This is a genomic window from Streptosporangium sp. NPDC005286 (assembly GCF_040607515.1).
Lineage (GTDB): Bacteria > Actinomycetota > Actinomycetes > Streptosporangiales > Streptosporangiaceae > Streptosporangium.
This window is the reverse complement of the sequence record NZ_JBEXGU010000131.1, coordinates 1-26852: the sequence shown is the minus strand read 5'-3', so window position 1 is coordinate 26852 and position 26852 is coordinate 1. Positions and strand designations below refer to the sequence as shown.

At 69.2% G+C, this 26852-nt stretch carries 28 protein-coding genes and 2 pseudogenes; 17 read left to right on the top strand and 13 right to left on the bottom strand.

Features of this window, described 5'->3' with window-relative positions; genetic code table 11:
- Window positions 1-42: 42 nt before the first annotated feature.
- Window positions 43-1059: an alpha/beta hydrolase gene (locus ABZU75_RS34130; protein WP_355563395.1), complete on the bottom strand. Its 1017-nt coding sequence runs from the start codon at window positions 1057-1059 to the stop codon at window positions 43-45.
- A 44-nt stretch (window positions 1060-1103) separates the two neighbouring features.
- Between ABZU75_RS34130 and ABZU75_RS34125 the strand changes: the two genes are divergently transcribed.
- Window positions 1104-2390: an alpha/beta hydrolase gene (locus ABZU75_RS34125; protein ID WP_355563392.1), complete on the top strand. Its 1287-nt coding sequence runs from the start codon at window positions 1104-1106 to the stop codon at window positions 2388-2390.
- A gap of 4 nt (window positions 2391-2394) precedes the next feature.
- Here ABZU75_RS34125 and ABZU75_RS34120 read toward each other — a convergent pair whose 3' ends face one another.
- A complete protein-coding gene (locus ABZU75_RS34120) occupies window positions 2395-3237 on the bottom strand; it encodes a helix-turn-helix transcriptional regulator (RefSeq protein WP_355563389.1) in 843 nt (280 codons plus the stop codon).
- 94 nt (window positions 3238-3331) lie between these two features.
- Here ABZU75_RS34120 and ABZU75_RS34115 point away from each other — a divergent pair, with 94 nt between their 5' ends.
- The 3 genes from ABZU75_RS34115 to ABZU75_RS34105 all read left to right on the top strand — a co-directional run bounded on the left by ABZU75_RS34115 (window position 3332) and on the right by ABZU75_RS34105 (window position 6775).
- Entirely contained in the window at window positions 3332-4966 is a 1635-nt protein-coding gene (locus tag ABZU75_RS34115) for an AMP-binding protein (protein WP_355563386.1), read from the top strand.
- Between the two features lie 167 nt (window positions 4967-5133).
- Window positions 5134-6138: a LacI family DNA-binding transcriptional regulator gene (locus ABZU75_RS34110; protein WP_355563383.1), complete on the top strand. Its 1005-nt coding sequence runs from the start codon at window positions 5134-5136 to the stop codon at window positions 6136-6138.
- Window positions 6139-6547: 409 nt separating this feature from the next.
- Complete coding sequence (locus ABZU75_RS34105) at window positions 6548-6775, top strand: hypothetical protein (protein WP_355563380.1); 228 nt, start codon at window positions 6548-6550, stop codon at window positions 6773-6775.
- 55 nt (window positions 6776-6830) lie between these two features.
- On the opposite strand, the gene ABZU75_RS34100 is transcribed toward ABZU75_RS34105, so the two are convergent.
- The 4 genes from ABZU75_RS34100 to ABZU75_RS34085 form a co-directional block, all read right to left on the bottom strand.
- Entirely contained in the window at window positions 6831-7790 is a 960-nt protein-coding gene (locus ABZU75_RS34100) for an alpha/beta hydrolase (protein ID WP_355563377.1), read from the bottom strand.
- Between the two features lie 508 nt (window positions 7791-8298).
- On the bottom strand, window positions 8299-9390 hold the full coding sequence (locus ABZU75_RS34095) for a hypothetical protein (protein WP_355563374.1): 1092 nt from the start codon (window positions 9388-9390) through the stop codon (window positions 8299-8301).
- Between the two features lies 1 nt (window position 9391).
- On the bottom strand, window positions 9392-9541 hold the full coding sequence (locus ABZU75_RS34090; RefSeq protein ID WP_355563371.1) for a hypothetical protein: 150 nt from the start codon (window positions 9539-9541) through the stop codon (window positions 9392-9394).
- 695 nt (window positions 9542-10236) lie between these two features.
- Window positions 10237-11004: an SDR family NAD(P)-dependent oxidoreductase gene (locus ABZU75_RS34085; RefSeq protein WP_355563368.1), complete on the bottom strand. Its 768-nt coding sequence runs from the start codon at window positions 11002-11004 to the stop codon at window positions 10237-10239.
- A 305-nt stretch (window positions 11005-11309) separates the two neighbouring features.
- Between ABZU75_RS34085 and ABZU75_RS34080 the strand changes: the two genes are divergently transcribed.
- A complete protein-coding gene (locus tag ABZU75_RS34080) occupies window positions 11310-11900 on the top strand; it encodes a helix-turn-helix domain-containing protein (RefSeq protein WP_355563365.1) in 591 nt (196 codons plus the stop codon).
- 259 nt (window positions 11901-12159) lie between these two features.
- Here ABZU75_RS34080 and ABZU75_RS34075 read toward each other — a convergent pair whose 3' ends face one another.
- Window positions 12160-12738, bottom strand: a complete 579-nt coding sequence (locus tag ABZU75_RS34075) for a helix-turn-helix domain-containing protein (RefSeq protein ID WP_355563362.1) — start codon at window positions 12736-12738, stop codon at window positions 12160-12162.
- A 161-nt stretch (window positions 12739-12899) separates the two neighbouring features.
- Here ABZU75_RS34075 and ABZU75_RS34070 point away from each other — a divergent pair, with 161 nt between their 5' ends.
- The 4 genes and pseudogenes from ABZU75_RS34070 to ABZU75_RS34055 all read left to right on the top strand — a co-directional run.
- Window positions 12900-13649: an SDR family oxidoreductase gene (locus ABZU75_RS34070; RefSeq protein ID WP_355563359.1), complete on the top strand. Its 750-nt coding sequence runs from the start codon at window positions 12900-12902 to the stop codon at window positions 13647-13649.
- Between the two features lie 33 nt (window positions 13650-13682).
- Entirely contained in the window at window positions 13683-15365 is a 1683-nt protein-coding gene (locus ABZU75_RS34065) for an FAD-binding protein (protein WP_355563356.1), read from the top strand.
- 91 nt (window positions 15366-15456) lie between these two features.
- Complete coding sequence (locus ABZU75_RS34060) at window positions 15457-15756, top strand: hypothetical protein (protein ID WP_355563398.1); 300 nt, start codon at window positions 15457-15459, stop codon at window positions 15754-15756.
- Window positions 15729-15958: pseudogene (locus ABZU75_RS34055) on the top strand (integrase core domain-containing protein); the annotation flags it as partial. The gene ABZU75_RS34060 and the pseudogene ABZU75_RS34055, both read left to right, overlap by 28 nt.
- A 192-nt stretch (window positions 15959-16150) precedes the next feature.
- Here the strand turns inward: ABZU75_RS34055 and ABZU75_RS34050 are convergent.
- Window positions 16151-16294 (bottom strand): hypothetical protein, encoded by a 144-nt coding sequence (locus ABZU75_RS34050; protein WP_355563353.1) that lies wholly within the window; start codon window positions 16292-16294, stop codon window positions 16151-16153.
- 266 nt (window positions 16295-16560) lie between these two features.
- On the opposite strand from ABZU75_RS34050, the gene ABZU75_RS34045 reads away from it, so the two are divergent.
- Window positions 16561-17607, top strand: coding sequence for a hypothetical protein (locus ABZU75_RS34045; protein WP_355563350.1), 1047 nt, complete (start codon window positions 16561-16563; stop codon window positions 17605-17607).
- A 446-nt stretch (window positions 17608-18053) separates the two neighbouring features.
- Complete coding sequence (locus ABZU75_RS34040; RefSeq protein ID WP_355563347.1) at window positions 18054-18815, top strand: alpha/beta hydrolase; 762 nt, start codon at window positions 18054-18056, stop codon at window positions 18813-18815.
- Between the two features lie 386 nt (window positions 18816-19201).
- Here the strand turns inward: ABZU75_RS34040 and ABZU75_RS34035 are convergent, their stop codons facing one another.
- Entirely contained in the window at window positions 19202-19570 is a 369-nt protein-coding gene (locus tag ABZU75_RS34035) for a hypothetical protein (protein ID WP_355563345.1), read from the bottom strand.
- On the opposite strand from ABZU75_RS34035, the gene ABZU75_RS34030 reads away from it, so the two are divergent.
- On the top strand, window positions 19548-20192 hold the full coding sequence (locus ABZU75_RS34030) for a HAMP domain-containing sensor histidine kinase (RefSeq protein ID WP_355563342.1): 645 nt from the start codon (window positions 19548-19550) through the stop codon (window positions 20190-20192). The two genes, ABZU75_RS34035 and ABZU75_RS34030, sit on opposite strands and share 23 nt — an antisense overlap.
- Window positions 20077-20340, top strand: coding sequence for an ATP-binding protein (locus tag ABZU75_RS34025; RefSeq protein ID WP_355563339.1), 264 nt, complete (start codon window positions 20077-20079; stop codon window positions 20338-20340). The genes ABZU75_RS34030 and ABZU75_RS34025 overlap by 116 nt, the downstream gene beginning before the upstream one ends.
- A 290-nt stretch (window positions 20341-20630) precedes the next feature.
- On the opposite strand, the pseudogene ABZU75_RS34020 reads toward ABZU75_RS34025, so the two are convergent.
- Together ABZU75_RS34020 and ABZU75_RS34015 are read right to left on the bottom strand one after the other, a co-directional pair.
- Window positions 20631-20822, bottom strand: a pseudogene (locus tag ABZU75_RS34020) (hypothetical protein); the annotation flags it as partial.
- A gap of 31 nt (window positions 20823-20853) precedes the next feature.
- Window positions 20854-22095: an MFS transporter gene (locus ABZU75_RS34015; protein WP_355563336.1), complete on the bottom strand. Its 1242-nt coding sequence runs from the start codon at window positions 22093-22095 to the stop codon at window positions 20854-20856.
- A gap of 74 nt (window positions 22096-22169) precedes the next feature.
- Here ABZU75_RS34015 and ABZU75_RS34010 point away from each other — a divergent pair, with 74 nt between their 5' ends.
- Entirely contained in the window at window positions 22170-23045 is an 876-nt protein-coding gene (locus ABZU75_RS34010; protein ID WP_355563333.1) for a LysR family transcriptional regulator, read from the top strand.
- Here the strand turns inward: ABZU75_RS34010 and ABZU75_RS34005 are convergent.
- Window positions 23015-23797 (bottom strand): hypothetical protein, encoded by a 783-nt coding sequence (locus tag ABZU75_RS34005; RefSeq protein ID WP_355563330.1) that lies wholly within the window; start codon window positions 23795-23797, stop codon window positions 23015-23017. The genes ABZU75_RS34010 and ABZU75_RS34005 overlap by 31 nt on opposite strands.
- A gap of 265 nt (window positions 23798-24062) precedes the next feature.
- Between ABZU75_RS34005 and ABZU75_RS34000 the strand changes: the two genes are divergently transcribed.
- Together ABZU75_RS34000 and ABZU75_RS33995 are read left to right on the top strand one after the other, a co-directional pair.
- Window positions 24063-24263, top strand: coding sequence for a helix-turn-helix domain-containing protein (locus ABZU75_RS34000; protein ID WP_355563327.1), 201 nt, complete (start codon window positions 24063-24065; stop codon window positions 24261-24263).
- A 1-nt stretch (window position 24264) separates the two neighbouring features.
- Window positions 24265-24783 carry a hypothetical protein gene (locus ABZU75_RS33995; RefSeq protein ID WP_355563324.1) on the top strand — a complete coding sequence of 173 codons (519 nt, stop codon included), beginning with the start codon at window positions 24265-24267 and terminating at the stop codon, window positions 24781-24783.
- Between the two features lie 383 nt (window positions 24784-25166).
- On the opposite strand, the gene ABZU75_RS33990 is transcribed toward ABZU75_RS33995, so the two are convergent.
- Entirely contained in the window at window positions 25167-26222 is a 1056-nt protein-coding gene (locus ABZU75_RS33990) for a PLAT/LH2 domain-containing protein (protein ID WP_355563321.1), read from the bottom strand.
- A 263-nt stretch (window positions 26223-26485) separates the two neighbouring features.
- Between ABZU75_RS33990 and ABZU75_RS33985 the strand changes: the two genes are divergently transcribed.
- Complete coding sequence (locus ABZU75_RS33985) at window positions 26486-26656, top strand: site-specific integrase (protein WP_355563318.1); 171 nt, start codon at window positions 26486-26488, stop codon at window positions 26654-26656.
- Window positions 26657-26852 lie beyond the last annotated feature (196 nt).

Sequence of the window (26852 nt, the reverse complement as noted above, 5' to 3'; positions counted from 1 at the left end):
GTCGTCTCCCCCTGGCGGAGACGACGGCCACTCACGGCGATGTCACCGTTGGGCAGCGTGCTTGTCGACGAACAGGCGAATCTCCCGCGCCCGCTCGTGGTCCTCTGGCGCCATGCCGAGGAACATGGCGTGGGGCGCGGCCTCGAAGACGTGCAACTGCGCGGGAACGCCGGCCGCCAGCAGTTTCCGGTGCAGGCGCACGGTGTCGGAGAGCAGGAAGTCACGGGTGCCGCTGGTGAGGATCGTGGGCGGGAAGCCCTTGGTGAAGTCCCCGAACAGTGGTGACAGGTACGGATCGCGCAGGTCGTGGCCGCTGGCGTACAGCTCGATGACAGGGGTCAGATCGTCGGCGAACGTGATGTCGATTCCCTTGTTGGTCACCAGGGTGTCACCGGTCTGGGTGCAGTCGGCGGGCACGGTTTCCACCACTGCTCCACCCGGTAGCGGCAGCCCTTCGTCCCGGGCCCGCAGGAGCAGGGCGACGGTGAGGTTGGCCCCCGCCGAGACACCTCCGACGACGATCTCCTCGGGACGGTGCTCTTGAAGCAGCCTGCGGTAGACGGTCAGGCAGTCGTCGAGCGGGGTCGGAAACGGGTGGTCCGGCGGCATCCGGTAGTCGACAGCCCACACACGCGCGCCGACGACCCCGGCTGTCATGATGGCTCCCGGACGGCACAGCTCCCCTCCGCCCTGGATGAAGGCTCCGCCGTGGATCGCAAGGTAGGCCCGGCGATCGTCCGGTGTGACGCCGTCAGGCGTGGCCACGTAGACGGTCACGCCATCGACGTCGATGACCTCGACCTCGGCGTTGACGCCGGTGTCGGCCATGCCGAAGCACGATGCCACCATGGGCCCGGCCGCCTCCGCCGGTACCATCGCGTTCCGCTCCGCTATCAGCATCCGCCAAGCCTGTCGATCATCGACCGGTGGCCACTGCGTCGGCGGCTGCACCATGCCCATCGCCAGAAACGCCCGCGCCTGCTCGCTCACCGAGGCCGGCACCGGGATGTCCCGCGCGGGCACGTGCATCGCGGCGTGTGTCCCGTCAGTCGTCGTCACTGTGATTCTTCCTTTCGTTATGCGGTGTTGGGCAGGTTGGAGAGGTGCTGCGCCCGGGGAACGTCGAGCTGGGCGCAGCGAAGACCGCCGCGGGTGTTGCCTGCTCGTCCTTGGCGAAGAAGCCGCCGTCGGTAGTGCGGATCGGCGTCGTGGTGTGTCCCGCGATCACCGCGTCCGACGCCCGCAGCCGCTCGAGGGCGACGTCATCCGGAGGCCGGCCCGCAGAAAGCCGGTCATCACGACAGAATCGATCACGCCCGGTGAGCGCACCACCCCCGTTCTGGGGTGGTTGGGACGCTGGCTCGCCGCCCACTCTTGATACGGGACAGCAAGAAAGGCGATCAATGATGGCTGATGGTTCACCTCCGGCGCTGCACGTGCCGGCCCGGGACATTCCCGTTCCCGCATCGGTAAGCGCCCAGGCACAGGCCTTCCTCGCCCAGGGACTGATGCGGACATCGCCGCGCCCATCCCTCGATGACCTGGACGCATGGCGGAAGACGATCGCGGCGACCGAGGACGCGATGCTGCCGATGTACGAGCAGCGTGCTTCCCGGGTGGCGGCCGACATCGCGGAGATCGACGCAGAGGGCACGCGCGTCTATGTGGTCACACCCGACGGAACACTCGGAGACGACCGGCGGGTCTTCCTGGACGTCCACGGCGGTGCCTTGATCCAGGGCGGCGGGGAAACGTGCCGGTTGAACGCCATCGCCACAGCCGGGCAGGTCGGCGCGCGTACGTGGGCCGTCGATTACCGGATGCCTCCCGACCACCCCTACCCCACCCCGCTCGACGACTGTGTCTCGGCCTATCGGGCGATCCTGCGCGATCACCGCCCCGATGAGGTCATCGTGGGTGGTGGTTCGGCCGGCGCCAACCTCGCGGCCGCGCTCATCCTCCGGGCCAGAGACGAGGGCCTGCCGCTACCCGCCGCCGCGGTGCTTCTCACCCCCGAACTGGACCTCACCGAGTCGGGCGATTCCTTTCAGACGAACGCCGCCGTCGACATCGTCGGCAGCCAGAGCTTGATCCCCGTCAACCTTCTCTACGCCGACGGCCACGACCTGGCTCACCCATACCTCTCGCCGCTTTTCGGTGACTTCGTCAAGGGTTTCCCACCCACGCTGCTCACCGCGGGCACTCGCGACGTCTTCCTTTCCAATGCCGTACGCATGCACCGCGCGCTCCGAACGGCGGCGATTCCGGCTGAACTTCACATCTTCGAGGCCGCGCCCCACGGAGGGTTCTTCGGCACAGCTCCCGAGGATGGAGAGGTCGACCGGCAGGTGCGCCAGTTCGTCGACACCTGTTGGGCCCGCTCGAACTGATCGCTCACGGAAGCTGGCCGATCATCCTGGCAGCGTTGACGGCCTGCACCCGCGAGTGCGCGTCGAGCTTGCTCATCGCGCTGCGCAGGTAGCTCTTGACCGTTTCCGGACCGATCGCGAGGGCTCGCGCCGTCTCGACGTTGGTGCATCCCATGGCGACACACGCCAGAACATCCACTTCACGCTGTGACAGCCGTGGGGTGTGCCTGTCGCTCGGGGCGGCGGTGAGAGTGAGCGTGGCGCACACCGCGTCGATTCGCGTCCGCAGCTCGGGGTCGGTGAGGGTGCTGCCGATGGCTCGTAACTCGGCGTGGCCGCGGCGCAGCGCTTCACGTTCCGCCGACGACGCCGACGAGAGGGCCGACGCGGCGTGGGCGTGGAGCTCGGCCATCCGTCGCTCGACCTCGTCACGGATCGCGAGCTCCTGCTCAAGGTCGCGGGCGGCGTTGACGGCCGCGCCGATCGACACGTCGGCGAGCAGGCCCATCTCGCGGACCGCGCCGTAGAGTACCGCCCGCACGACACGGCGCACGATCACCGGTACCGCGACCAGTGACCGGATCGACTCGGCCCGCGCCACCTCGTCGAAGTCATGGCTGATCGCGTCGCTGGTGTAGTAGTCGCCGACCGCGACCGGCCGCCGCGTCGCCAGCGCCCGCCCGCCGACGCCACGCCCGCCTGGCACCAGCAGCCCGCGCAACGACTCGCCGGCGTTCCCGAGCAGCGTGCTCACCCGCAGCTCGCGCTCCCGGGCCACCACGCCGCCGAAGACGAGCGGGAACCGCGCGCCGCGCTGCAGCACGGCGAGCGTGTGCCGAACCTCGGCGGCTTCTCGATCGGCCGGCATCCGATCACCTCCATTCGGGGGTAGCCGATACGGCGTGACGGACTGGATAGTTCGGACAGCGATCCTCGATTCCCCAGCGCCCAGGGAGCCTTCCATGTCTGCACCAGAGCGGATCGTGTCCGAGCTGCTGAGCGTCTACGACCAGCCGGACGCCAACGCCGTCGAGCTTCTCTGCCGTCGGCACCCCTCCGGTGCCGTGGCGTTCACCGTGATCGAGCCTGATCTGTCGAGCCGGGACGTGACGTTCGGCGAGCTGGAGGAGGCGTCCGGCCGATTCGCGGCGGGCCTGGCGGCGCTCGGGGTGTCCGCGGGCGACCGGGTCGCGACCCTGATGGGCAAGTCGGCCGAGTTGGTGATCGTGCTGCTGGGCATCTGGCGGCTCGGCGCCGTGCAGGTGCCACTGTTCACCGCGTTCGCGCCGCCGGCCATCGCCCTGCGCGTCACCGGCAACAACACCACGGCGATCGTCGTCGATCCCTCCCAGCGGGCCAAGCTCGACCCCGGCGACGACATCCCGGCCGACCCCGGCTGGACGATCATCACCACCGGCGAGGCGACCGGGCAGGACGTGTCCTTCGGTGACCTGCTCGCCACCGACAGGCCGGTCCCGGAGCCGGTCGCGGTCGGCGGCGACGGCATCTTGGTCGAGCTGTTCACCTCCGGCACCACGGGCACACCCAAGGGCGTGCCGGTGTCGCTGCGCGCGCTGGCCGGGGTGCACGCCTACCAGGTGCTCGGTCTCGATCACACCAGCGAGGACGTGTTCTGGAACGCCGCCGATCCCGGCTGGGCCTACGGGCTGTACTACGCGGTCGTCGGCCCGCTCGCGTCCGGCCGGCGCAGTCTGCTGCTGCGCGCCGGCTTCTCGCCGGAGCTGACCTGGCAGGTGCTGTCTCGTTTCGGCGTCACCAACTTCGCCGCCGCCCCCACCGTGTACCGCGCGCTGCGTAACGCCGACGTCCCCGTGCCGAAAGACCTGAAACTGCGCCGCTGCTCCTCGGCGGGCGAGCCGCTCACCCCGGACGTGGTCACCTGGGCCGGGCGCGAGCTGGGCCTGCCGGTACGCGACCACTACGGGCAGACGGAGACCGGCATGACCGTCGTCAACGCCTGGCACCCCGACCTCCTGGCCACCGTCAAGCCCGGCTCGATGGGCCGAGCGTTGCCCGGGTGGCGCGTGGAGGTGCTCCGCCCCGACGCCGATGAGGTCGCCGCCACCAACGAGGTGGGCAGGGTCGCGATCAACGTGCCCGACAGCCCGCTGATGTGGTTCACCGGATACGGCAACGCCCCCGACCGGACAGCCGAGCGGTTCAGCGCCGACGGCCGCTGGTACTACACCGGGGACATCGCCGCGAAGGACTCCGACGGCTGCCTCACCTTCGGCTCCCGCGACGACGACGTGATCCTCATGGCCGGCTACCGGATCGGCCCGTTCGAAGTCGAGAGCGCGCTGCTGCAACACCCGGCCGTGGCCGAAGCCGCCGTCGTCGGCGAACCCGACGAACTGCGCGGCGAGGTCGTCGTCGCCTACGTCGTCACGCAACCCGGCACCGGCACCGGTGACGCACTCGTTGGCGAACTGCAGCAGCTGGTCAAGACCCGCCTCGCCGCACACGCCTACCCCCGCCGGATCCACTTCATCGACGAACTGCCCAAGACGCCCAGCGGCAAGATCCAGCGCTTCCTCCTCCGGCAACGCCAGGCCGCCGCGCCCTCGGCCACATGACGCTGGGGCCAGGGTGGCAGGCGGGTCTTTGGGGCTCATCGAGACTCCACGGGTTCGCTTCCTAGCACGTGCTAGTTGGGTAGGAGCGTACGCCTCGCGGTTTGCACGTGCAAGCTACAATCTCATCCGGTGAGCGGGTGGCGACGGCGAAACGGAGTGAAGACCGGTTGGGTGAGAACGCGAGCAAGCGGGTGACAGCCGCGGACGTTGCGCGCTCGCTGGGCGTCTCGCGCGCCACGGTCGGATTCGTGCTGAACAACACGCCTGGGCAAACGATCTCCGAGCCCACCAGGCGGCGTGTGCTCGCCGAGGCCGAACGCCTGGGCTACCGGCCGCACCGGGCCGCGCAGGACCTGCGGCGCGGCAGCAGCAAGATCATCCTTGTCGTGCTGCCGGACCTGCAGATGGAGTACCGGCTGCGCCAGTACCTGGAGGAGACCTCGCTCGCACTGGACGAGGCCGGCTACTCCCTGGCCGTCTACGCACGCCAGCCCGTCAGCCGGGCGCGGCCCCTATGGGAGCTGCTTACCCCGGACGTCGTCTTGGGGATCGGCCCGTTCAGCGACGAGGAAGCGGCCTCGATGCGCGCCTGCGGCGTCACCAAGATCATCCCGGATCCCGGGCAGTCCGAGACGATGGACGAGGCACCCACGATCATCGCCGGTCCGGCACTGCAGGTCGAGCATCTGCATGATCTGGGCCACCGCCACCTCGCCTTCGCGGCGACCGCGGACCCGCGCGCGTCCTCGCTCCTCCAGGCTCGGGCGGGTGCCGCCCAGCGGACCGCCGCCAGGCTCGGCCTCGATCCCCTCGACGTGCGGGCCATTGAGTACCGAGGCGACTCGGCCGCCGCCGCGGTCCGGCACTGGCACAAGGCCGGTGTGACCGGCGTCGTGGCCTACAACGACGACGTCGCGGCCATGATGGTGGGCGCCGCGATCCGCGCGGGCCTGTCCGTGCCCGGTGATCTGGCTGTGATCGGCCACGATGACATTCCTTTGGCGGCCGTGTTCGTCCCCTCGATCTCCAGCGTGAGCATCGACGCCGCCGGCCTCGGCCGCTATTTCGCCGCGGTAGCCCTGCACGTCGCCGACGGTCGCCCTCTGCCGCACCGGGATTTCGATTCCGACGCCACCCTCGTGGCACGTGAATCCACCGTCGGGAACGGCTGACCTCTCCAGGGCGGACCGTTGGCACGACTCGAAGGCTGGTGGCATGTGGTAGTTAACTGGGCGCGGAAGCACCGATACCTGCCGGTGAGGTAGATCGCGCGGATCGTCTCCGCCACATGGCGCTCGCCCCCGCCCACGCCGTATTCGGCGGCGGGCGAGCAGGCTCGCCGGCTCCGCAGGCGGTGATCTCCCGGGATGCCCGTGCCGCCCGGCTGAGCTGGTTGCGCCGCCTCCTCTCCGGGAGAGGCGACCACGTTCGCACCGGAAAAGACCTCTCGGACGGCTGACGGTCAGTCGCCGTCCTCCACGCCCAGCGTGGACAGCGCTGGAGATGATGTCGCTCGGTTGTTCGCTGTCGTGTCAACAACGCACGGCCACCGGGGCGACAGGCTGGAGTACGGGTGACGACGTGTTGCCGGGCGACGCCGAACACGGTGAACCGCGATCGGAACACGACCCGCAGGCGTTCGCGACCATGCCCCTGGCCCTCATCGACGGACTGCGGGCACAACGGCTCTTCGGCCGCGGCTTGGTACGCGTGGAGTCGGCCATCCGTGCGTCCCTGGACTCCGCCGTCCCGGCCCTGGCTGGGACGGCGGCGACTCCTCAGCGCCGAGCAGCGGGCACGGGGATGTGAAGCGCGGGTACCTGCGGGCTGGGGCGCGTACTGTCGGTTATCGTCACTCTCCTGATCAGGCTGCCCAGTGCCGGTCGGCGAAACTGCGGATCTCGCGTGCGTGCTCACGGTCTTCCGGCGCTTGCCCGAGGAAAATGCCATGGCCCGCGGCCTCGAATACGTGCAGTTCGGCCGGCACGCCAGCGGCGCGCAGGGCCCGGTGCAGGCGCACGGTGTCCGACAGCAGCAGGTCGCGGGTACCCGTCAGCAGGACGGTGGGCGGGTATCCCTTGGTGAAGTCGCCGAACACCGGTGACAGGTAAGGGTCCCTCATGTCGTGATCACCGGCGTACAGGCGTGCCGCTGGTTCCGCGCGGTCGGGCAGCACGGTGTCGAGCCCGAGGTTGGTGTGTATGGTGTCTCCCGCTCCGGTCAGGTCGGTGGCCGGGGTGCTCAGTACCAGGGCGGCGGGCAGCGGCAGCCCCTCGTCGCGAATGCGAAGCATCAGGGCCGCCGCGAGGTTGCCGCCCGCCGATGCGCCGCCGACGATGATCTCCTCGGGGCGGCGTTCCTCCAGAAGAGCCCGGTAGGCGGCCAGGCAGTCGTCCAACGCCGCCGGGTAGGGGTGGTCGGGCGGCATGCGGTAATCCACCGCCCACACCCGTGCGCCGACGATGGCAGCGGTGGAGGTTCCTGTGCCACGGCACATCGCCCCGCCGCCGAAGATCCAGGCGCCGCCGTGGATGTCCAGGTAAGTGCGGCGATCGTCGGGCGACACGCCCTCCGGTGTGATGATGTACACCGGGAAGCCTCCGAGATCCTTTTTCTCGACGTTGTCCGCAACGGCGGAGAACAGGCCGCCGAGCATCTGCGCCGACGCCGCGTCGCCGTCGGCGATCATCTTGCGCCAGCCGTCCAGATCCTCCGGCGACGGATAGTCGGGCGCCGGTCCCAGCGGGCCACGAGCCAGTACGGCCTGGGCCTCCTCGCTGATCGACGTGGGCACCGGGATGTCCCGGGCGGGCAGGTGAAGCATCGGGTGTGTCTCGTCACTTGTCATGGGTTCCTCACTACGATGCACCTATCACGTGCTAGTTCACTGGAGCGTACGTGGGGGTGTTAGCACGTGCAAGTTACGGCTTACGCTCGATTGCGTGATCAGGTGTGTGGCGCGCGCGGTTGAGATGGATCTGGAGAAACCCGAGACCGCGCCCTGGTCCGACCCCAACGTCATCGGCCTGGACAGCCCCGCGATCGGCCCTCCGGGGCGCTGCTCTGTCAGCGGCCCGGCACGTGGCGATGTGGCCGGCTCAGGGGCGAGGCCGATGATGATGGCGGTCTCCACGCGGGGCGGTAGTCGGCAGAGGCCGTCACGATCTGCTTGATGCCCATCGACGTCGTCTTGTCGAAGGCGTCTCATCGATCCTCCTGCTGTGAGCCCCGAACGGGTGTCTTATCTGTCAACGGCTTGCTCCCCGCTCGGGGATGCGCTCGGCGGAGACCGCGGTCCTGCTGTCATGGTCCTGTGATCTCGTTCGACTGATTCAGTGGCTAAGGATGCGTGCCGGGTTGTCGACGACGAGCTTGCGGTAGACCTCGTCGGCGAACCCGAGCTGCGCGAGCATCGGCGGGATGAACTGCGGGAAGCGGGTGAAGCCGTAGTAGCCCCACGTTTTGCTGTGCGCTTTGGTGAAAGTGTCGTGGCCGAGGACGATGCGGTCGCCGTTCCCGGCCCGCAGAAGATCGACGAGACCCTTCAACCGGTCGTAGTCGTCCGGAAGGATCGCCGTCGTCGCCGACCAGGAGTCGAAGCCGATGTTCACTCCCTGATCGAGCACCTTGCGCTGCAACTCGGTCGAGACGTTCCTGACCGCGGACATGTCGTCGACGTACTTCGTGAGCGCGTCCCAGGGACGCAGGAACGAGTCCATATGGATCATCACGAGCCGGTCCGGCGACATTCCCGTGGCAAGTGCGACCTCGACGCCCTGCAGCACCTGCGCATGGGACATCGGGAACGAGGTATGGACATGAAGGCTCAGCCCCGTCGCCGCCGAGACCCGCCCGAGCGCACGCAGGGTGATCAGTTCCGTCTCGGGCAGCTCGGCCGCCGGGTCGGCCGCCGACAGCCCGCACTTGAGCAACCCCGGTCGCAGGCCCGTATCTCCGACGCCCTCGACGACCTCGCGTGTGAAGAAGTCCCGGAGGTCGTCCTCGCTTCGGTTGTCGAACCCCTCGGGACGCGAGCCGGCGACGTAGAGCCCGGTGGCGAAGAGCACGTGCACGTCGGCGCGCTCGGACGCGGCCTTCAGGTCACGGACGTCACCGCGCATTCCGAGCGGTGAGGCGTCGCAGACGGCGTTGCCACCCACCTGCTTGAAGAACCCGAGTTCGGCGGTCGTGAAGTCCACGTCGCCCGCGCTCTCGCACTCCCGCGAGCTCGCGGCCCCGAACTCACGAAGGAACGCGAGATTGTCCACCCGTAGCGCGCCCATCTCGGCGGGCAGCGCCGAACCGGTGTAGCGCTCGACGAACTGCCGCATCAGGGTGCCGTCGGCGTTGAGGTGCTCGTGGACGCTGGTGTAGCCGAGGTCCTCAGGGGCGATGTCGCCTCGGACCGTGGTGATGACACTCATGTCAGGCCTCCTTCGGGGTCGGCGCGCCGATGTGCTGTTCGATGAGGCGCTGGATTTCTGTGTCGCGTTCGCGATCCTCGGGAGCGAACCCGTTGAACAGGGAGTGTGGCGCGGCCTCCCAGAGGTTCGCCGTCGTCGTGCGAAGCAGCACATCGCACAACGAGCGCGCGTTCTCAAACCCTGCGGGTCCGAGAAGCCCTCTTGCCGTCATAACTTCTCCTCTTCCGCCTCATGCCGCTCAGGCGCGTCGCTCGGGCCTGATGTGCGGGAATCGTGTGGTGTCCGGCAGCATCTCAATGGGTGGCGCACGGCGATACACCCGATCGGGGGGATCGCCGGCAGACCCGAGACCCTGCGGGGCTCGGCAATGGGATCTGGTGACAGGCCGCGCACAAGGCCTCGGCCACCGGTTCGGTGCGCAGGTGATCAGCAGTGGTCCAGCCCACCACCCGGCGTGAGGCGATGCCGATGACGACCACTGGAACGGAAGTCACGAAGGCGGGCCTTTTCGCTACGTCGCAGGTCGGGTCCACCAATCTCGGTTGGGTAACCTCAACCACACGTCAGGCGGGCCGATGATCGCCCGGGCGTCGATCAGCCGCAAGCCGACGCAGCAGTAGGCCACGAGCCGGTAGCGGTAGAGGTGGGCGGCGAGGACCGGCCTCGAACTGCTGTATCGCTTCTGGCGGAAGAAGGGACTCCTGGGCTCCTGCGTGGACGAGGGTCTCCTGACGGTTATGGGCTCGGGGCATCGTTTTCCGGAGAGACGTCCGGCGAGGACGGTTCAGGGAGCTGGGGCAGGACAGGCGTACCGGGCCGGGCCGGGGCTTCCGGCCCGGGGATTGGTCAGGCGCGCATGGTGGTGCCGCCGTCGACGCAGATGGTCTGGCCGGTGACCCAGGCCGCGAGGTCGGACAGGAGGAAAGCGGTCATGGCGCCGAGGTCGGCGGGTTCGCCGTGACGCCAGGACGGGGTGGTGGTGAGGATCATCTCGCGGTAGTCCTCGGGCAGATTGCGCTTGGTCTGCTCGGTGAGGACGAGGCCGGGCGAGATGTTGTTGGCGCGGATCTTGTCCTTGCCGTACTTGCGAGCGATGTGGCGGGTCATGGCGCTGATGCCGGCCTTGGTGGCCTGGTAGGCGACGCTGACCTCCATGCCGGCGTAGACGGCGTTGGAGATGGTGTTGACGACCGCTCCGCCGCCCGCGGCGATGATGTGCGGGATGGCGTGCTTGCAGGTGAGAAGGTATCCGGTGAGGTTGACGTCGAGGGTGCGCTGCCAGGCGGCCAGGTCGATGTCGACCACGTTGGTGTCGGCCGCGACCTCCTCGACGCCGATGTTCGCCGCGACGTTGAACAGCCCGTCGATGCGCCCATACGTGCTGAGCGCAAGATCGATCAATGCCTTGACCTGGGCCTCGTCGGAGATATCGGCCGTCGTGGCGACGCCCTGGCCGCCAGCGGCCGTGCAGGCCCGCACGGTCTGTTCCGCGGAGGCCAGACTGATGTCGCTGACGACGATCTTGGCGCCGCCCTGACCCAGGAAGCCTGCTGTCGCGGTGGCGATGCCACCGGCGCCGGCGAAGACGATGACCTTGTCGTCGAGTCCTTGCATGGATGTCTTCCTTTCCCGAGGGGGCCGGGCGCCAGCGGCACGCACTGGGAACCCGGCTCGTCCAGCGGCCGGTCGGTCGCGGGACGAAGTGATCCACCACACTATAAACGTGCAGTCATGTATACTTTAGTGCGCCTTAGATGCCGTGACGCCCAGAACGTAAGACCTCTGGTCGACCACAGAAAACGCACAAAACCCCAGACGAAAGTCAATCGGCCTCAATCTTGAGGGTCGCTTAGCCTTCCGTTAATAGTGCACGAACGCACGTTTATCGCGTTGATCAGGCGCTCCGCTAGCCTGCTGGTATGTCTTCAGCTTCCGGCCGGTCACTGCGCAGCGACGCCTCACGCAACCGGGAACAGCTGCTGACGGCCGCCCGCCGGGTCTTCGCCGAGCAGGGGCCCGAGGCGGCGCTGGAGGAGGTGGCCCGGGCCGCGGGGGTCAGCCGGATGACCCTGTACCGGCACTTCGCGACGCGCGACGAGCTGATCGCCATCGTCCTGCAGGACAACGTCGCCCACATCGAGCAGCGCGCGCGGCAGCTCGACGGCGTCGTCGACGGGGCGGTCAAGCTGTTCCACGAGATCCTGGCGCTACAACTGGAGCACAAGGGCCTGGTCTACCTGGGCAGCCGCGCCGAGGCCGGATGGGTGGTGGATCTGTCCGCGCGGACCGCGGCGGCCTTCGCTCCGCTGCTCGACCTCGGCCGCGCCACGGGCATCGTGTGGCGTGAGATCACCGAGCAGGACGTGCTCTTGGCCCTCCACATGGCCGGAGCCGCCGTGACCGCCAGCGACGCCCGGGACTGGCCGCAGGTGAAGGACACCGTGCACGGCATGCTGCACCGCAGCCTGTTCGCCACCCAGTTCACCTCCTCCACGCCCACCCCTCCGTGACGCTCGCACCCTGAGTCAGGCGAGATCCGCCGTTCGACGCCTGGCCGGCAGTGGCCAGGGGCGGCCCGGCGTGCTATCGGCAGGTGACGGCGGCGAAGGCCTTGTCCAGCAGGGCGCCCAGGCTGGGACGGCCTCCGAAATCGGTCCCCGCCCGTGCCCCTCGCCCTGGACTGACAGGGGGATGTAGGGCCGTGACAGGACCCGGCCCGTGAGGACAGGACGCGGCGGTGCCACGGAGGAGGGATCGGCCCGCAGGGCCTCAGGTGGGTGAGGGCCGTCCGGTGAGGAACAGGGACCGGTGCAGCATGGCGCGGATCCGGTCGTGGTTCTCGGCGCGCCTGTCGCCGTCGGCGTCGTCCATGGCGCCCTCGGCCATCTGGTAGGCGAGGATCACGTCGCAGACGTAGACGTCGGGGTGGACGATGCCCTCGCCCCGGCCCTGTTCCAGCAGGGGGACGAACGCGGACGCGGTCCGCCCGGCGAGGGTGGAGAACCACGAGGCGCCGGCCTGGGAGAGCATGTGCGCGATGCCGCCGTGCTCGAATTGCAGGCCCAGAACGAAGTCGAACAGCTCGACGACGGCCCCGGGGCGGCCCTCCAGTTCCCGTGAGCGCTGTTCGATCCGCGCCACGTTGTCCTCGAACACGGTGGCGGCGAGCTCCTCGCGGGTGGCGAAGTTGCGGTAGAGCGTGGTCCGGCTGACCCCGGCGGTTCGGGCAACCTCCTCCAGCGGTACGTCGAGGCCATGCTCGGCGAAGGTCTTGCGGGCGGCGTCCAGCAGCCGTGCGCGGTTGCGCACGGCATCGCGCCGAGGGGCCCGCTCGGTGTCCTGCAGCATGGTCGAAGGATAACTTGCCCCTAATCCGTACAGTCGTGTACGTTTCGTGGCGTCCAGGGGTCGCGCACGTCCGGCCCGTGTCTCCCGGCCCGGCCCCGCCCGCTCATCCACTGGTCGCAGGGGCCTTGTCCCGGTGCACCACACCCCCTTTGGAGGGGATCATGTCGAAGCTCGCAGGCAGGACCGCCGTCGTCACGGGCGCTTCCTCCGGTATCGGCCTGGCGATCGCGGAGCGGTTCGCCGACGAGGGCGCGCACGTCTACCTGACCGGCCGCCGCAAGCCCGAACTCGACGAGGCGGTCGCCCGGATCGGCGCGAACGCGACCGGCGTCCAGGCCGACGTCTGCGACCCGGCGGCGCTGGAGGCGCTTTATGACCGGATCGCCGCCGACGGCCGCCGGGTCGACGTCGTCGTGGCCAACGCCGGCGGCGGCGGGCTGTCCCGGCTGCAGGACGTCACGCGGGAGTCCTTCGACGGGATCTTCGGCACGAACGTCGCCGGGACGCTGTTCACCGTGCAGAAGGCGCTGCCGCTGCTCAACGACGGTGGCTCGGTCATCCTGCTGTCATCGGTCGCGGCCGGCGGCGGCAGCGAGTACTTCGGCCTCTACTCCGCGGCCAAGGCCGCGGTCCGCTCTCTGGGCCGCACCTGGGCCAACGAGCTCAAGGGCCGCAAGATCCGCGTCAACACCATCTCGCCCGGCGCGATCGCCACCCCCGGCCTGGCCGCCGCGGCCCCCGACCAGGACGACACCGAGGGGTTCTACGCGATGCTCGCCCCCGGCATCCCCCTGGGCCGGGTCGGGCAGCCCGAGGACATCGCGTCCGTCGCGCTGTTCCTCGCCACCCCCGACAGTGGCTACATGACCGGCGCCAACCTCTACGTCGACGGCGGCTCAGCGCAGATCTGACACACCGCCCAGGCCAAGCACGGAAAGAGGCAGATGGACATGCTTTGGGACTACGAGACCGACTTCCTGGTCGTCGGCAGCGGCGGTGGGCTGGCCGGCGCGGTGGCCGCCGGCGCGGCGGGTCTGGACGTCCTGGTGGTGGAAAGCTCGGAGTTCATCGGCGGATCACTCGGCGTCTCCGGCGGCGTGCTCTGGCTGCCCGACAACCCGATCATGCGACGGCACGGCCTGCACGACTCGCCGGAGGCGGCGCTGGAACACTTCGCCTCCGTCGTCGGCGACGCCGGGCCCGCCTCTTCCGACGCCCGCCGCCACGCTTTCATCACCCGGGGCGCCGACATGGTCCGGCTACTGGAGCGCGAAGGCGTGAAGTTCGTGCTGTGCGAGGGCAACAGCGACTACTACGCGGGAATCCCCGAGATCGCGGGCGCGGTCGTCAACGGCCGGGCCATCGAGGCGGACCTGTTCGACACCCGGCGGCTCGGCGAACTCAGCCGCAGGCTCCGCCCCGCGATCGCCGCGCCGCTGGTGGTCCGGACCGGCGAAGCCGGCGCCCTGACCCTGTTCCGGGTCAGCGCCCGCAGCCTGCTCAAAGCCGTCCGGGTCGGCATCCGGACGGCGGCGGCGCTGCTGCAAGGCAGGCGGATGACCTCCAACGGCGGCGCCTTGGCCGCCCGGCTCCTGGAGGTGCTGCAGCGCCGCGAAGTGCCGCTGTGGACCGGGACGTCCCTGGAGGAACTGGTGCGCCAGGATGACCGGATCGTCGGCGCCGTCGTGCGGCGCGACGGCGCCCCGCTGCGGATACGCGCCCGCGCCGGGGTGCTGATCGCCTCCGGCGGATTCGCCCGCAACGCCGGAATGCGGACCCGCTACGGCGCAGACCGGCCCGCCGACGGAACCTGGAGCCTGGCCACCCCCGAAGACACCGGCGGCCCGATCCGCCTGGCCATGGACCTCGGCGCGGCCACCGACCTGATGGACGAGGCCTGGTGGGTGCCGGTCTTCCGCAAGCCCGACGGAGGCCTGGGCATGGTCTTGCCCGAACGATTTCGCCCCGGCTCGATCATCGTCGACGGCCGCGGCGAACGGTATTTCAACGAGGCCGAGTCCGCCATGGAAGCCGGCCGCCGCATGTACCAGCGCGAGGCCGAGACCGGCACGGGTATACCGTCCTGGCTGATCCTCGACAACCGGCACCGCTCCCGCTACCTGCTCGGCATGCTGCCCCCCGGCCTCACCCCCAAAAGCTGGATCGTCGGCGGCCACCTCAAACGCTCCAGCACCCTCGCCGGGCTCGCCGAGCAGTGCGGCCTTTCGCCGGCGATGCTCACCGCCACCGTCGAGCGGTTCAACGGTTTTGCCGCCACCGGCGTGGACGAGGACTTCCACCGCGGGCGCGGCGTCCACGAACAATCCCAAGGCGACCCCACCCACCGCCCGAACCCTTGCCTGGGCCCCCTCACCAAGGCCCCGTTCTACGCCGTCCAGATCTTCCCCGGCGACGTCGGCACCAGCGGAGGCCTGCTGTGCGACGAGCACTCACGCGTCCTCGACCACGACGGCACCCCCATCCCCGGCCTGTACGCCACCGGCAACGCCACCGCCTCCATCATGGGCCACGCCTACCCCGCCGGAGGCGCCAGCATCAGCGCGACCTGCGTGTTCGCCCACATCGCCGGTGAACACGCCGCCTCCGGCGCAGGCGAACCGGCTTGAACCCGCTCCGCCTGACATTGCGGGCCGTCACGACCGGCCGCAGACCCCGGGGAGACTGTGCGGCGTTCGGAGACCGAGGAATTCTTGCCATGTGGGGGCGCTGGCCTGGGCCGGTGCCAACCTGATCGGCGGCACGCTGGGCGTCACGGTCGTTTTCGGCGCCGCCCTGGCACTGTCGGCGCTGTTGTCCCTGGTCTCACGGCGGCGGCCGGTCAACGCCGGCAACGTCACCGGGCGCCTGGCCTCGGCGATGAGGGAGCGCGCGGCACGAGCGACTACATCGACCTGGACGCGCTGTGCTCTGCCCGAGGTGTGGGCGGGCAGGATGATCTGGACTTTGGCGCCTCTAAAACTGCCCACACCTACATCAAACCGCGCACTCCGCGGCTGAACGGCAAGGTCGAGCGCTCACACCGCATCGACGCCGAAGAGTTCTACCGGATGCTGGAGGGTGTCGTCATCGACGACGCCGAGGTGTTCAACGACAAGCTGCGCGAATGGGAGGACATTACAACTACCATCGACCCCACGGCGGCCTCGGCGGCCAGACCCCCTACGAACGCCTCAAGCAGAAGACCCAGACCCAGGCGTAAACGATCACTGTCGGTCGCACACTTGGATGTGGTGCGGGGGCCGGGTGGCCAGGCGCGCATCCGGCAGCCGCCGACCGGGCACGGCAGCACCGGGTCGGCCGCATCGACGGGCACAGCCTGCTTAGGGTCGAGACGTCCGCTGTGGCGGTTGATGGTCAGGCAGCAGGCCGCCTCCGGGATCGGAGGGTCGCCTCAGGTGACGGCGCGGTGCAGCCGATCCGGCCGCGTCATGGGGCCGACATCGCTGGCCAGCGGGGGAGCGACCACCGGCCTTCCGGTATCGGGGGTGCCCGGTGGCCGGTAGGGGAGCATCGGGCCGCGTCGTAGATCGCTCATCGCCTCAGGAGGCACCGGGCGGCAGGGCGCGGCCGGTGCTTCTGCGGCGCCGGGCCGGGAGCCTGTCGTCGACGCGCTCGGCGCGCACCCGGACCGGCTGCGGCTGGGCCGCCCGGGTCGCGGGGAGCGGTGTTGGCGCTGCCGATGTAGAACGAACAGAGGAGCAGGAAGAAAAGAGCAGTCAGGACGATGCGCGACAAGGGGACAGGCACATGGGATGGTCGAGGCCCTCGGCCGAGCGGCACCTGCGGGCTCTGCTCGGTCCCGTGACCCGGCTGCGCCGACTGACCAGCAGTCCACGCTCGCGCGTGTGGCGTGCCGAGATGGACGGAACCACCGCGGTGATCAAACAGATCGTCGGTGGTACGGACGCCGACCTGCGCTTCCAGCGTGAGGTAACCGCGTTGCGACTCGCCGCGCGAGCCGATCCGCCCCTGGTGCCCGAGATCCTCGGCACTGACCCAGAGCACCGGATCCTGGTCCTGGAACATCTTGACGCCGACGACCCGGCCGACGGCTGGGCTGTCGACTACGCGGCGGCGCTGGCCCGGCTGCACGCGACGACGAACGCCGCCGACGCCGGGACGCTACCGCGCTGGTCCCCGCCCGGACCCGGTGATCTCGACGCATTTCTCCGTTTGGCCGACCGGCTCGGCGTCACGGTACCGCCGACGGTTCACGCGGAGTTCGACGGCGTGCTCGACCGGCTCGGCCACGCGCCGGGGAACGCGCTGCTGCACGGGGATCCCTGTCCTGGAAACGACCTGTACACCCGCGACGGAGTCCGCTTCGTCGATTTCGAGCAGGCCGCGCTGGGCAACGGATTGACCGAGTTGGCCTACCTGCGTATCGCCTTCCCGACCTGCTGGTGTGCCGCCGCCACACCTTCACCGCTGCTGCACCGCGCCGAGGAGGCATACCGTGTGGCTTGGCGCGCCGCCACCGGCGCCGAACCCCAAGGTGACCTCGCCGATGCGTGCACCGGCTGGCTGCTGCGCGGCGACGCCCTCGTCGAACGGGCCCGTCGCGACGGTACCGACCATCTGGCCAGGGCGACTCACCGTGACTGGCGCTGGGGCACGGCCACCGCCCGCCAACGCCTGCTGCACCGTCTGGGTGTCGTCGGCGAAATCACGGCCGACAGCGCCGATTTCGCGGGCATCGGCGGCCTTACCGCGATGATGCGCAGACGCATGCTCGATCGCTGGCCCACGCTACAACCGCTTTCCCCGAGTCGCCCCTCAGGTCACCACGGCCGTCAAAAAATCAGCATTTTTCGAAGATCATGGAATCGGTCCCGGAACCCGCCCTGACATTTCGAGCACCGGACGATTCCGGATGAGGAGTGTGACGGGGCTACAACTCGGGGTCCACCGATTCCTCGTATGGGGTTGTCACGCCACTTGTCGGCGGCCCGGATGCAGCCGTGCACGACCGGGGACTTCTCCGACCAGCGGCCATGGCGGGCGATCGCCGAGACCGGCGCCCCGTTCTTAGCTGCGGCGGTGGCCCCACCGGAGCGCGGCGATCTCCTGGACCGTCTGGATCCTGACCGCCGCACTCGGGCAGGTCGCCGGCCCCCTCTAAGGGTGGTGGGGCGGCAGCCCGCTTCAACACTCGGGATCTACCAGGGTTCCGTCCCGTGGCTGCCACAAAGTCGTTCGGCATCAGCTCTGCTGGGCAAGGTGCGATGAGTTTCCGGCCGCTGCGTCATATCAGTCTCAGAGACCTACACGCGACGAAGGGAAAGAGCGGCACGATGGCCAACTACATCGATGTGAACGGCGTGCACACGTGGTATGACGAGCGCGGTGCGGGAGACCCGCTGGTGCTCCTGCATGGGGGCCTGACCGACAGCCGGGACTTCACCGGTAATCTCGACGCGCTGGCCGAGCGGTTCCGGCTGCTGCTCCCCGAGCGCCGGGGCCACGGCCGCACGCCTGACGTGCCGGGACCGTTCTCCATGGAGGCGTTCGCGGACGACACCGCGGCGTTCATCGAGAAGACGGTCGGCGGTCCCGTGCGGCTGGCCGGATACAGCGCCGGGGCGATCGTGGCGCTGTGGACCGCCGTGCGCCGTCCCGACCTGGTTGACCGGCTCGTCCTGATCAGCGGTGGGTTCGATCCTGACGGGATGATCCTGCGGCCGAGCGCTGACGCTCCGCCTCCGCCGCCGCTGATTTCCGCCTATGCTGAGGTGTCACCGGACGGGGCGGACCATTTTCCCGTCGTGATGGCGAAGGTGGCCCGGTCGGTGACCGAGGAGCGGCCGCTGACCGTGGACGACCTGGCCGCTGTCACCTGCCTGGTGCTGGTCATGGCCGCCGACGACGACATCGTCACCCTGGAGCACACCCTGCAGATGTATCGGGCGCTGCCCGCGGCGCAATTGGCCGTCGTGCCGCAGACCTCTCACCTGCTTCTGCACGAGAGGCCCGAGCTATGCGCCCGGCTGGTAGGCGACTTCTTGACCGGCGTCCCGGCTCCCACCTGGATGCCGATCCGGCGCGCCGCAGGCTAGACAAGCCTCAGGCGGCCTGCGGCGCGCCGGATGACCGACCAGCTCTCGCCCGCGGGCGAGAGCTGGTCGTAACGCTCCTGGGTGATGCGCCCGATCATGGTCGGCATGGTCCGCTTTCCCCTCGCACGAGACGTACGGGACAACGGCGGGATGCGGTCCACCAACATATGGCATGCGCTTGATCACGATACGTGAAAATCCCTGGCATGCAAGGTCTTTAGCTCCACTCCGGGCGCGATTCAAGATCACTTGGGGGATCGAAAACACCCTCTCATCAGAGCGCTGCGTGTGGAGGCACGCGGTCCGGCGTGCGCTTCGTGTGGGCCCTGTGTGGGCTCTGCGTAGGGCCCCCGTCACAGGGACGAAATCCACCAATCGCGCCCCTCTCAGGCGAGCAATTCCGGTTCGTCTTCGTCGTCGTGGTCGTCGGCGGCGTTGAGGGCCAGGGCCTCGCGCAGCCAGCCCAGCTCGTCCGGGTACAGGGCCACGGTGGTCCAGCGTCGGGCCGCGGCGCCCTCGGGCAGGTCGTCGTCGCCCTCGTAGGATCCGGGCAGTTTCACCGCGATCCAGACCTCTTCACCGAGAAGTTTCGCGGCCTGGCGCAGCCGTACCACGGTGGGGTCGGTGGTGAGGCTGTGGGCGGGGTCGAGGTCGTCGAGGTCGATGCCGTAGTCACTGGCCGCGCGCAGACTGCTGCGACCGGTACAGCGGCTGCGGACGGCCGCCGAGCGGATGGCGGGCGGCAGTCTCGACACCCGCGTACGCGTCACCGGCGACGACGAACTCGCCGACCTCGGCCGTACCTTCAACACCATGGCGGCCACGCTCCAGTCCGACGCGGCCGCGCTGCGCGACATGGAAGCGCGGGCACGCCGGTTCGCCGCCGACGTCTCCCACGAGTTGCGCACCCCGCTGGCGGCCATGTCCGCCGTGACCGAAGTCCTCGACGCCGACGCCGCCTCCGGCCGCCTCGCGCCACTCACCGCCGAGGCGCTGCAACTCGTCTCCGACGAGACACGCAGGCTCAGCCGCCTGGTAGAGGACCTGATCGAGGTGTCCCGCTTCGACGCCGGCGTCGCCGTACTGAACCTTGACGAAGTCGACGTGGGCGAGCTCATCGGCAAGACGCTGGCGCTGCGGCACTGGCGGGACCGGGTCCGCACCGATGTTCCCCCTGGGCTGCGCGCCCGGCTCGACCCGCGCCGCGTCGATGTCATCCTGGCCAACCTCGTCGGCAACGCGCTGCGGCACGGCGGTATCGGTGCTCGTCCAGGTTCGGGCCGATACCGACCAGATCGCCGTCATCGTCTCCGACGACGGGCCCGGCATCCCCGCCGACCTGCTGCCCCACGTCTTCGACCGCTTCACCAAAGGTGACGCCGCCCGTACCCGTACCGACGGCAGCGGCCTGGGCTTGGCCATCGCTACCGAGAACGCGCGCCTGCACGGCGGCACTCTCACCGCGACCAACGCCCCCCGAGGCGGAACCATCCTGACCCTCAGCCTGCCGCGGAATCCACCATGAGGAACGCCCGTACGCGCGGCACCAGGTAAACGGGCAGGCCGGACCCTGGGAAGAACGAAGCCAGGGCCAGCCCGAAATCCACCGCCGAGTCCACGATCGGCCCCGGTGCGGAGTGCAACTGTCGCCTGCGATCGCTACCGGCCTGCCCCATGCTGCCCCGGGTTCTGTCCCACGCCAGAAGAAGTTTCGGTGGAACACCGGACACGCATACGGTCCAACGTGCCTGGAGAGCCGACCAACGTGCCTTACGTACCTGAAAAGATCATCTCGCTCTGACCTGCGAGACGAGGTCAACAACCCAAGATAACGATCGCGGCGCGCAGGGCCGTAGCGACCGCTGTGGACTCGTACACGACCGAGCGAGTGACGTTGTCACCCCAGGTGGTTCCAACGTGAACGTACCGGCCGCGCCGGGTGACGCGACGGCCGCGGTTCCAGTTCTTGGAGTCGATGACGTAGACACCGGCCGGGCCGATGGCGAGGTGGTCGACGAAGTGAGCGGTTTTGCATCCATCACTGACTGTCGGGGCTCGGGGAGGGGGCGGTGCGCTTCTCTCCCGCGGAAACGCGCACCCCGAGCGCCGCCGCGAAGGCGACTGCGAGCAGGACCAGACCGTACGCGACCGTCGACGGCCAGCGTCCGTGCTCGTAGGCCAGGCCGCCCGCCGATCCGCCGACGCTGCTGCCGAGGTAGTAGAAGAACAGGTAGAGCCCGGACGCGTGGGCCCTCGCGGTGGCTGCGCGCCGTCCCACCCAGCCGCTGGCGACCGAGTGCGCGGCGAAGAAGCCGGTGGTCATGATCAGGAGTCCGGCGGCCACGGCCGGCAGCGAATCGGGCAGCGTCAGCAGCAGGCCGCCCGCGGTGACCAGGCAGGCGCCTAGGAGCACCGGCCGGCGGCCGATTCGGTCGGCGAGCGAGCCTGCCGTGGGCGAGCTGAATGTGCCGGCGAGGTACATGATGAACAGCAGCGCCACGACTGCCTGCGGCAGACCGAACGGTGCCGCGGTCAGGCGGTACCCGAGGTAGTTGTAGACGGTGACAAAGGTGGCCATCAGGACGAGGCCGACTACGTACAGGCGGCGCATGCCCGGGTCGCGCAGATGGCGCAGCAGCCCGCCGAGGCCCGGCCGCGAGGACGTGAAGAACCGCGAGCGCGGCAGCAGGGCCCAGAACGCCACTGTGAGCAGCGCCGAGGCGAGCGCCGTCGCGGCGAGTCCCCAGCGCCAGCCTGCCAGGTCGGTGACGAAGCCGGGCAGCAGCCGTCCGGCCAGCCCGCCGATCGTGTTGCCGGCGATGTATCGGCCCATGGCGCCGCCGAACGCCTCCGGGTGGACTTCCTCGGCAAGATAGGCCATCGCGACCGCGGGAACGCCGGCGAGGGCGATCCCCTGCAGGGCGCGCACCGCCGCCAGCTCCGGGAACGACGGGCAGAGCGGGATCAGCAGGCCGAGTGGCACCGCGATCGCTGAGGAGATCAGCATGACCTGCGTACGGCCGAACCGCTCCGACAGCGCGCTGACCGGGATCACCGCGAGGGCGAGCGTCCCGGTGGCCAGGGAAACGAGCAGACTGGAGCCGGTCGGCGAGACGTGGAAGGCCCGGGAGAGTGCGGGCAGCAACGCCTGGGCGCTGTAGAGCGAGATGAAGGTGGTCAGCCCGGCGACGAACAGGGCCAGGTTGACCCGGCGCAGCCCGGGGGAGTCGCGACGGTGCCGTTCTTCCGGTGAGAGCGTGGATACCAGTGAGGAAACCATGTCCTCTCCACAATGCGACATGGTGCGCTGATACGTCCAATGAGAGTTATTTGTAAGAACTATGCTTGCTACGCATGGATCTGGTTACGGTGCGCTGGTTCCTCCGCGTCGCGGAGACCGGCAACGTCACGCGGGCGGCCGAGGAGCTGCGGATCTCCCAGCCGGGGCTTTCCCGCGCCATCGCCCGGCTCGAACGTGACCTGCGCGCGCCTCTATTCGACCGCGAGGGCCGTACGCTCCGGCTCAACGCGTACGGCGCGATCTTCCGTGAGCACGCCGAGCGCCTGGTCGCCACCGAAGACGCGGCCCGGCAAGCGCTCGCCCAGGCCGCCGATCCCGAGCACGGCGAGGTTGGCCTGGCCTTCCTGCACACGCAGGGCACCGTGCTGGTGCCGGAACTGCTCCGCGCGTACCGGGCCGAGCACCCCTGGGTGGACTTCCGGCTGATGCAGGGCAGCGCCGAGCGCATCGAGGAGCAAGTCGTCCAGGGGCACGCGGATATGGCGATCACTAGCCCTCGCCCGGAGGGCCTGGCGTGGCATCTGCTGACGACGGAACGGCTGAGACTGGCCGTTCCGGCCGGTCACCGCCTGGCGGTCACGGGAGCGAGGGAGCAGGGGGAAGTGAGCCTGACGGAGGTGGCGGACGAGCCGTTCATCGTCCTGAGGCACGGGTACGGCTTGCGCTCGATCATCGAGAACCTGTTCCGCGAGGCAGGCATCCGCCCGAAGATCGCCTTCGAGGGAGAAGAGACAAGCACGCTGCGCGGCCTGGTCGCGGCCGGGCTGGGCGTGGCGGTGGTCCCACCGGGCGACGCGGTAGCGGGGGTCGCCGAACGCGAGATCGCAGGCGCACGACGAAGGATCGGCCTGGTATGGGTCGCGGATCGCACCCGCCCACCGGCAGTGGAGAACTTCCGTCACTTCGTCCTCGCCCACGCAGCGGAATAGCCAAGGCATACGGTGCCGGCTGTCCAGCAGTCGTAGAAGCCGCAGGTGAGGCCCGCCAGCGGCCGCAGCTTTACGCCGAGGCCGGGCCGGGGCAGCCGCTGCGGGGATACCGTCTTGCGAGTGACCGGGATGCTGTAGGTGCCGGCGTCGGGGCGGCGCCGGACGGGGAACCCGATCTGCGACTGGAGGTTCCGGCCGTCCAGCAGCTTCTGCTTACGCGCCGACACCAGACCGGTGACGAAAGCCGGCAGGGCGGCGTTGTGCCGGTCGATCTCCTCACGGCACCAGGCCAGGTACTGATCGATCCGGTCGAGTTCTTCAGTGAAGCGGTTGTTGAGCTGGGCAGGGTCGGTGAACTGCCCGGTCACCTCCAGCCGGAGCTCCCTCGTGTTGAGCGACTGCACTCGTGGCGCGACCGAGGTCCAGGTCGACGGGCGGCAGTAGAAGACGTCCTTCTCTCCGGTGTAGGGGACGACCAGCATGAACAGCGATACGCGACGGGTCGCCGTCTCGCCGAAGAAGCGGTCGTGGACCTCGATGTCGACCTCGGCCATCTCCGGCATCCGTGCTTGGTCGCGCGGCAGCTGAGGGCAGTGGGCGCTGCCTTCCTCCACAAGCTTGTCGATCAGGTCGTGCTCGGACGCTTTGAGGAAGGCGTCGGCATCCCACTGAGCTACCAGGCCCTCAATCTTGGCCGAGGTGGCCCTGAGGGGCTGATGCAGGTCGTACTGCCTAAACAGGACTTCGGTCACACCGCCCACCTGGCACTGCGTCCTGGCGGGATGGGCGGCTCGGTCACGGCGCCGACGCTGAGCAGGCGCTGGACTACACGCGGGCCAAGGTGGGTTCGGGCAGCCGGTGCAGCCTGCTCTGCCGGCACAAGCGCCCGGCCGCGTCCTGGCCGCGCAGCCGGGTGGCGTAGCCGGCCGCCAGTAGAGGACGGCCCTGGCCCGATACGGCTCGCTGTGGTGGATCGGGAGCTGATGTAAACGGCCGAATCCGGTAAAGATCGGCCCCGTGATCGCCGCTCTGCCCGACCGGGCCACCATGACCGTCGCCGAGACCGCCCTCGTGCTGGGCGTGCACCGCGATGCCGCCTACGACGCCGTGCACCGCGGCGACCTCCCCTCCATCCGGGTCGGCCGGAAAATCCTCATCCCCACGGCCAAACTCGCCGACCTGCTCGGCCTCCCCTCACCCGCCGCAGGGAACCGGTGACATGGGACGCCCGTCCAAACTCACTCCCCAGGTGCAGGCCGACCTCGTCGCGGCCCTGGAGGCCGGCCACCCCATCGCCACCGCCGCCGCACTGGCCGGGGTCGGGGAGACGACGGTGCATCGCTGGCGCCAGCTCGGCGAAGACGACGACGCACCACCCCGGTACCGGGAGTTTCGGGAGGCCCTCATGCGTGCGCGCGCGAAGGCCTGCGCCATCTTGGTCAACGCCGCGATGGCCGATGCCGTCGGCGGCATCGAGACCCGGCGCGTCCTGCGGCCCGACGGCACCCTGATCGTGCAGACCACCCCGCCCAACGGCCGCCTGGCCCTGGAGATGCTCGCCCGGATGTCACCGGACTGGCGACCGGTCAAGGCGATGGCCGTGGAGGTCTCCACACCCGCGAGCGGCGGCCGGGCGGGCATGCTCGACGACGAAGGACTCAAGCGCCTGGCTGCCAAGATCAGCACCGTACGCCAGGAGCACGAGGCCCGCGCGGAAACGGCCGGATCCCCAGGATGAGGCCGCGCGGCGATTCGTCGTCCACCGCGGCGGGCGCCGGCGAGCGACGAAACCCGCACCGATTTCGTTGCGGCGGCCGCGCCCCGAACTCACGCGACGAAACCCCGGGCACCCCAGCGGGCGAGGGGGCCGTCTCGCCCCGGGCGTGCAGTGTGGCCGACGCTTGCCGCCGGTCAAGTCCTGCGCCTCCTCGCTGCGCTCGTCGGCTCCGGACTGGACAGTCGGCCGCGCGCCGGCCCGGCACGCTGTTGAGCGTCGAAAAACTGACAGCGGTCAGCGACAAGTTCTGTCAGTAGCTCTCTGCGGTCGTGAAGTGCGGCGAGAATGTCAGCGATCTGGCGGAGGTAGAACTAATGCCAGTGGCTGAGGTCGGGTTGCGTGGGTCAGCCGGAGCTGCTGGGAGTCGCGTCGTGGGAGAGCCCGGAGCCGTCGGTGTCAAACCACCTGTCGAAGGTGAACTTCCACCAGTGGCCGGTGCTCTGATCGGTGACCTGGACCGTGTCCAGGTACCAGCCCGCGCCCGACCCGGTCCCGCTGGACCTCATATTGATCTTGGTGAGGGTTCCCACGGAGGGCACGCCGTTCAGGTCGATGGTGTCGGTGGCGTTCTGCTCGAAGGAGTTGCCGCTGGTGGCCAGTTCGTACTCGCGGCTGGTGGCCTCGGTCCCGTACAGGGTGATGTAGATGTCGGAGTTGGTCCCGCCCTTGTTCTCGTTACCGGTGTGGGCGACGACGTGGTAGGTGGTGGGCGAGCCGGTCGGATGGATGGTGACGGTCTGGTCGTTGTTGATCCAGTTGTCGTAGCCGAAGGTGGTGGTCGTGTTGAGGGTCCGGTCGGTGACCTTGATCCACTCCACGTACATCTCCGACGCGCTCGCCCCGCCCTCGTGGTGCATCTGGATGCTGGTCAGCGCGCCCACGCTGTCCACGTGGTACAGGTCGTAGGTGTACAGCCCGCCGGCCTCGAAGTCGTTGGTGTCGTCGCTGTCGAGCAGTTGCGGGCTAGTGGATCCGTTCGCGCCCTGCAGGGCGATGTAGACGTCGGCGTCGGTCCCCGCCCCTTGCACCGTGCCCATCTGGACCTGTACCTGGTAGTCGAAGACGAGGTTCTCGGTGAGGATGTAGGCGACCTCGCCCGGGTGCCAGCCGCCGGAGATGCTCTCGCCGGTGGCCCACGCGTAGACGGTGCAGGTGTTGCCGGTGATATGACCGGGGACGAGCGCCTGCAGGCTGCCATCATGCACGCAGGGGAAGTAGCCTGCACCGGTCGGGTCGTTCATCCCGTCCTTGTTCGACAGGGTTGAGGCGGCCAGCACATGACCGTCGGGCCACTTCTCGTTGGACGGGCACAGGGTCGGGGTGAGGATTCCGTCGGGGTCGGCGGGGTACTCCGTGTTGGAGTAGTAGTACTTCATGGCGTTGCCGGTGGTTTTGGCCATGTTCTGGACTTCTCCTAGCGCCAGAGGTCTGCCTGTGAACCTCAGCGTCCTCCCAGCACGCATGCCGGTCACCCTCGAAAGGCCGTCCGAATCCGGACAACTGAGCGAGCCGGGCACGGCCCTGCGGGGAGAGTTAAGGGATAATCTCGGTTATCCGGCAAGATAGCGATCATCGGCCGGGCGTGAGCTGGGCGACTGTCGTTCGACGCGGGGGCTTCGCTTCCCGGTTATCTGGCAACTTCGCGGACAGTGGAGGCGGCACGTTGGATCCGGTCATCATCGAGCAGCTCGGCCGTGCCCACCCGCTCGCGGCGCACCTCGACGATTTCCTCACCGACCTGGCCAACGCCAGCGCCTCCGCGCACACCCGGCGCGCCTACCGCGGCGACCTGATGCAGTTCGCCGCCCACCACGGCGACCGATCGGCGCGCTGACCGCCGCGCCGATCCGCGCCTACCTGGCCGAGATCGCCGAGTGAAGTTATGGGAGGCCTCCGCCGCGAAGCCGGGATCCTTTGGTTTCAGCCCAGCCTCGTACGCGGCCGCGACTTCGATCGGTGATCGCAGGGCGTCGGAGTAGCCGCCGACCTGGTGCGCACGGCCACCCTCCGCCTCCTCGAAATCGGAGAGC

Bases quoted from the DNA above. Each gene is read 5' to 3' on its own strand.
- ABZU75_RS34040 (WP_355563347.1), top strand. From the start codon at position 18,054: ATGGCCAACTACATCGATGTGAACGGCGTGCACACGTGGTATGACGAG.
- ABZU75_RS34030 (WP_355563342.1), top strand. From the start codon at position 19,548: ATGGCGGGCGGCAGTCTCGACACCCGCGTACGCGTCACCGGCGACGAC.
- ABZU75_RS34010 (WP_355563333.1), top strand. From the start codon at position 22,170: ATGGATCTGGTTACGGTGCGCTGGTTCCTCCGCGTCGCGGAGACCGGC.
- ABZU75_RS34070 (WP_355563359.1), top strand. From the start codon at position 12,900: ATGTCGAAGCTCGCAGGCAGGACCGCCGTCGTCACGGGCGCTTCCTCC.
- ABZU75_RS33995 (WP_355563324.1), top strand. From the start codon at position 24,265: ATGGGACGCCCGTCCAAACTCACTCCCCAGGTGCAGGCCGACCTCGTC.
- ABZU75_RS34075 (WP_355563362.1), bottom strand. From the start codon at position 12,738: ATGCTGCAGGACACCGAGCGGGCCCCTCGGCGCGATGCCGTGCGCAAC.
- ABZU75_RS34085 (WP_355563368.1), bottom strand. From the start codon at position 11,004: ATGCAAGGACTCGACGACAAGGTCATCGTCTTCGCCGGCGCCGGTGGC.
- ABZU75_RS34050 (WP_355563353.1), bottom strand. From the start codon at position 16,294: ATGAGCGATCTACGACGCGGCCCGATGCTCCCCTACCGGCCACCGGGC.
- ABZU75_RS34100 (WP_355563377.1), bottom strand. From the start codon at position 7,790: ATGCTTCACCTGCCCGCCCGGGACATCCCGGTGCCCACGTCGATCAGC.
- ABZU75_RS33990 (WP_355563321.1), bottom strand. From the start codon at position 26,222: ATGGCCAAAACCACCGGCAACGCCATGAAGTACTACTACTCCAACACG.
- ABZU75_RS34015 (WP_355563336.1), bottom strand. From the start codon at position 22,095: ATGGTTTCCTCACTGGTATCCACGCTCTCACCGGAAGAACGGCACCGT.
- ABZU75_RS34080 (WP_355563365.1), top strand. From the start codon at position 11,310: ATGTCTTCAGCTTCCGGCCGGTCACTGCGCAGCGACGCCTCACGCAAC.
- ABZU75_RS34120 (WP_355563389.1), bottom strand. From the start codon at position 3,237: ATGCCGGCCGATCGAGAAGCCGCCGAGGTTCGGCACACGCTCGCCGTG.
- ABZU75_RS34065 (WP_355563356.1), top strand. From the start codon at position 13,683: ATGGACATGCTTTGGGACTACGAGACCGACTTCCTGGTCGTCGGCAGC.
- ABZU75_RS34115 (WP_355563386.1), top strand. From the start codon at position 3,332: ATGTCTGCACCAGAGCGGATCGTGTCCGAGCTGCTGAGCGTCTACGAC.
- ABZU75_RS34095 (WP_355563374.1), bottom strand. From the start codon at position 9,390: ATGAGTGTCATCACCACGGTCCGAGGCGACATCGCCCCTGAGGACCTC.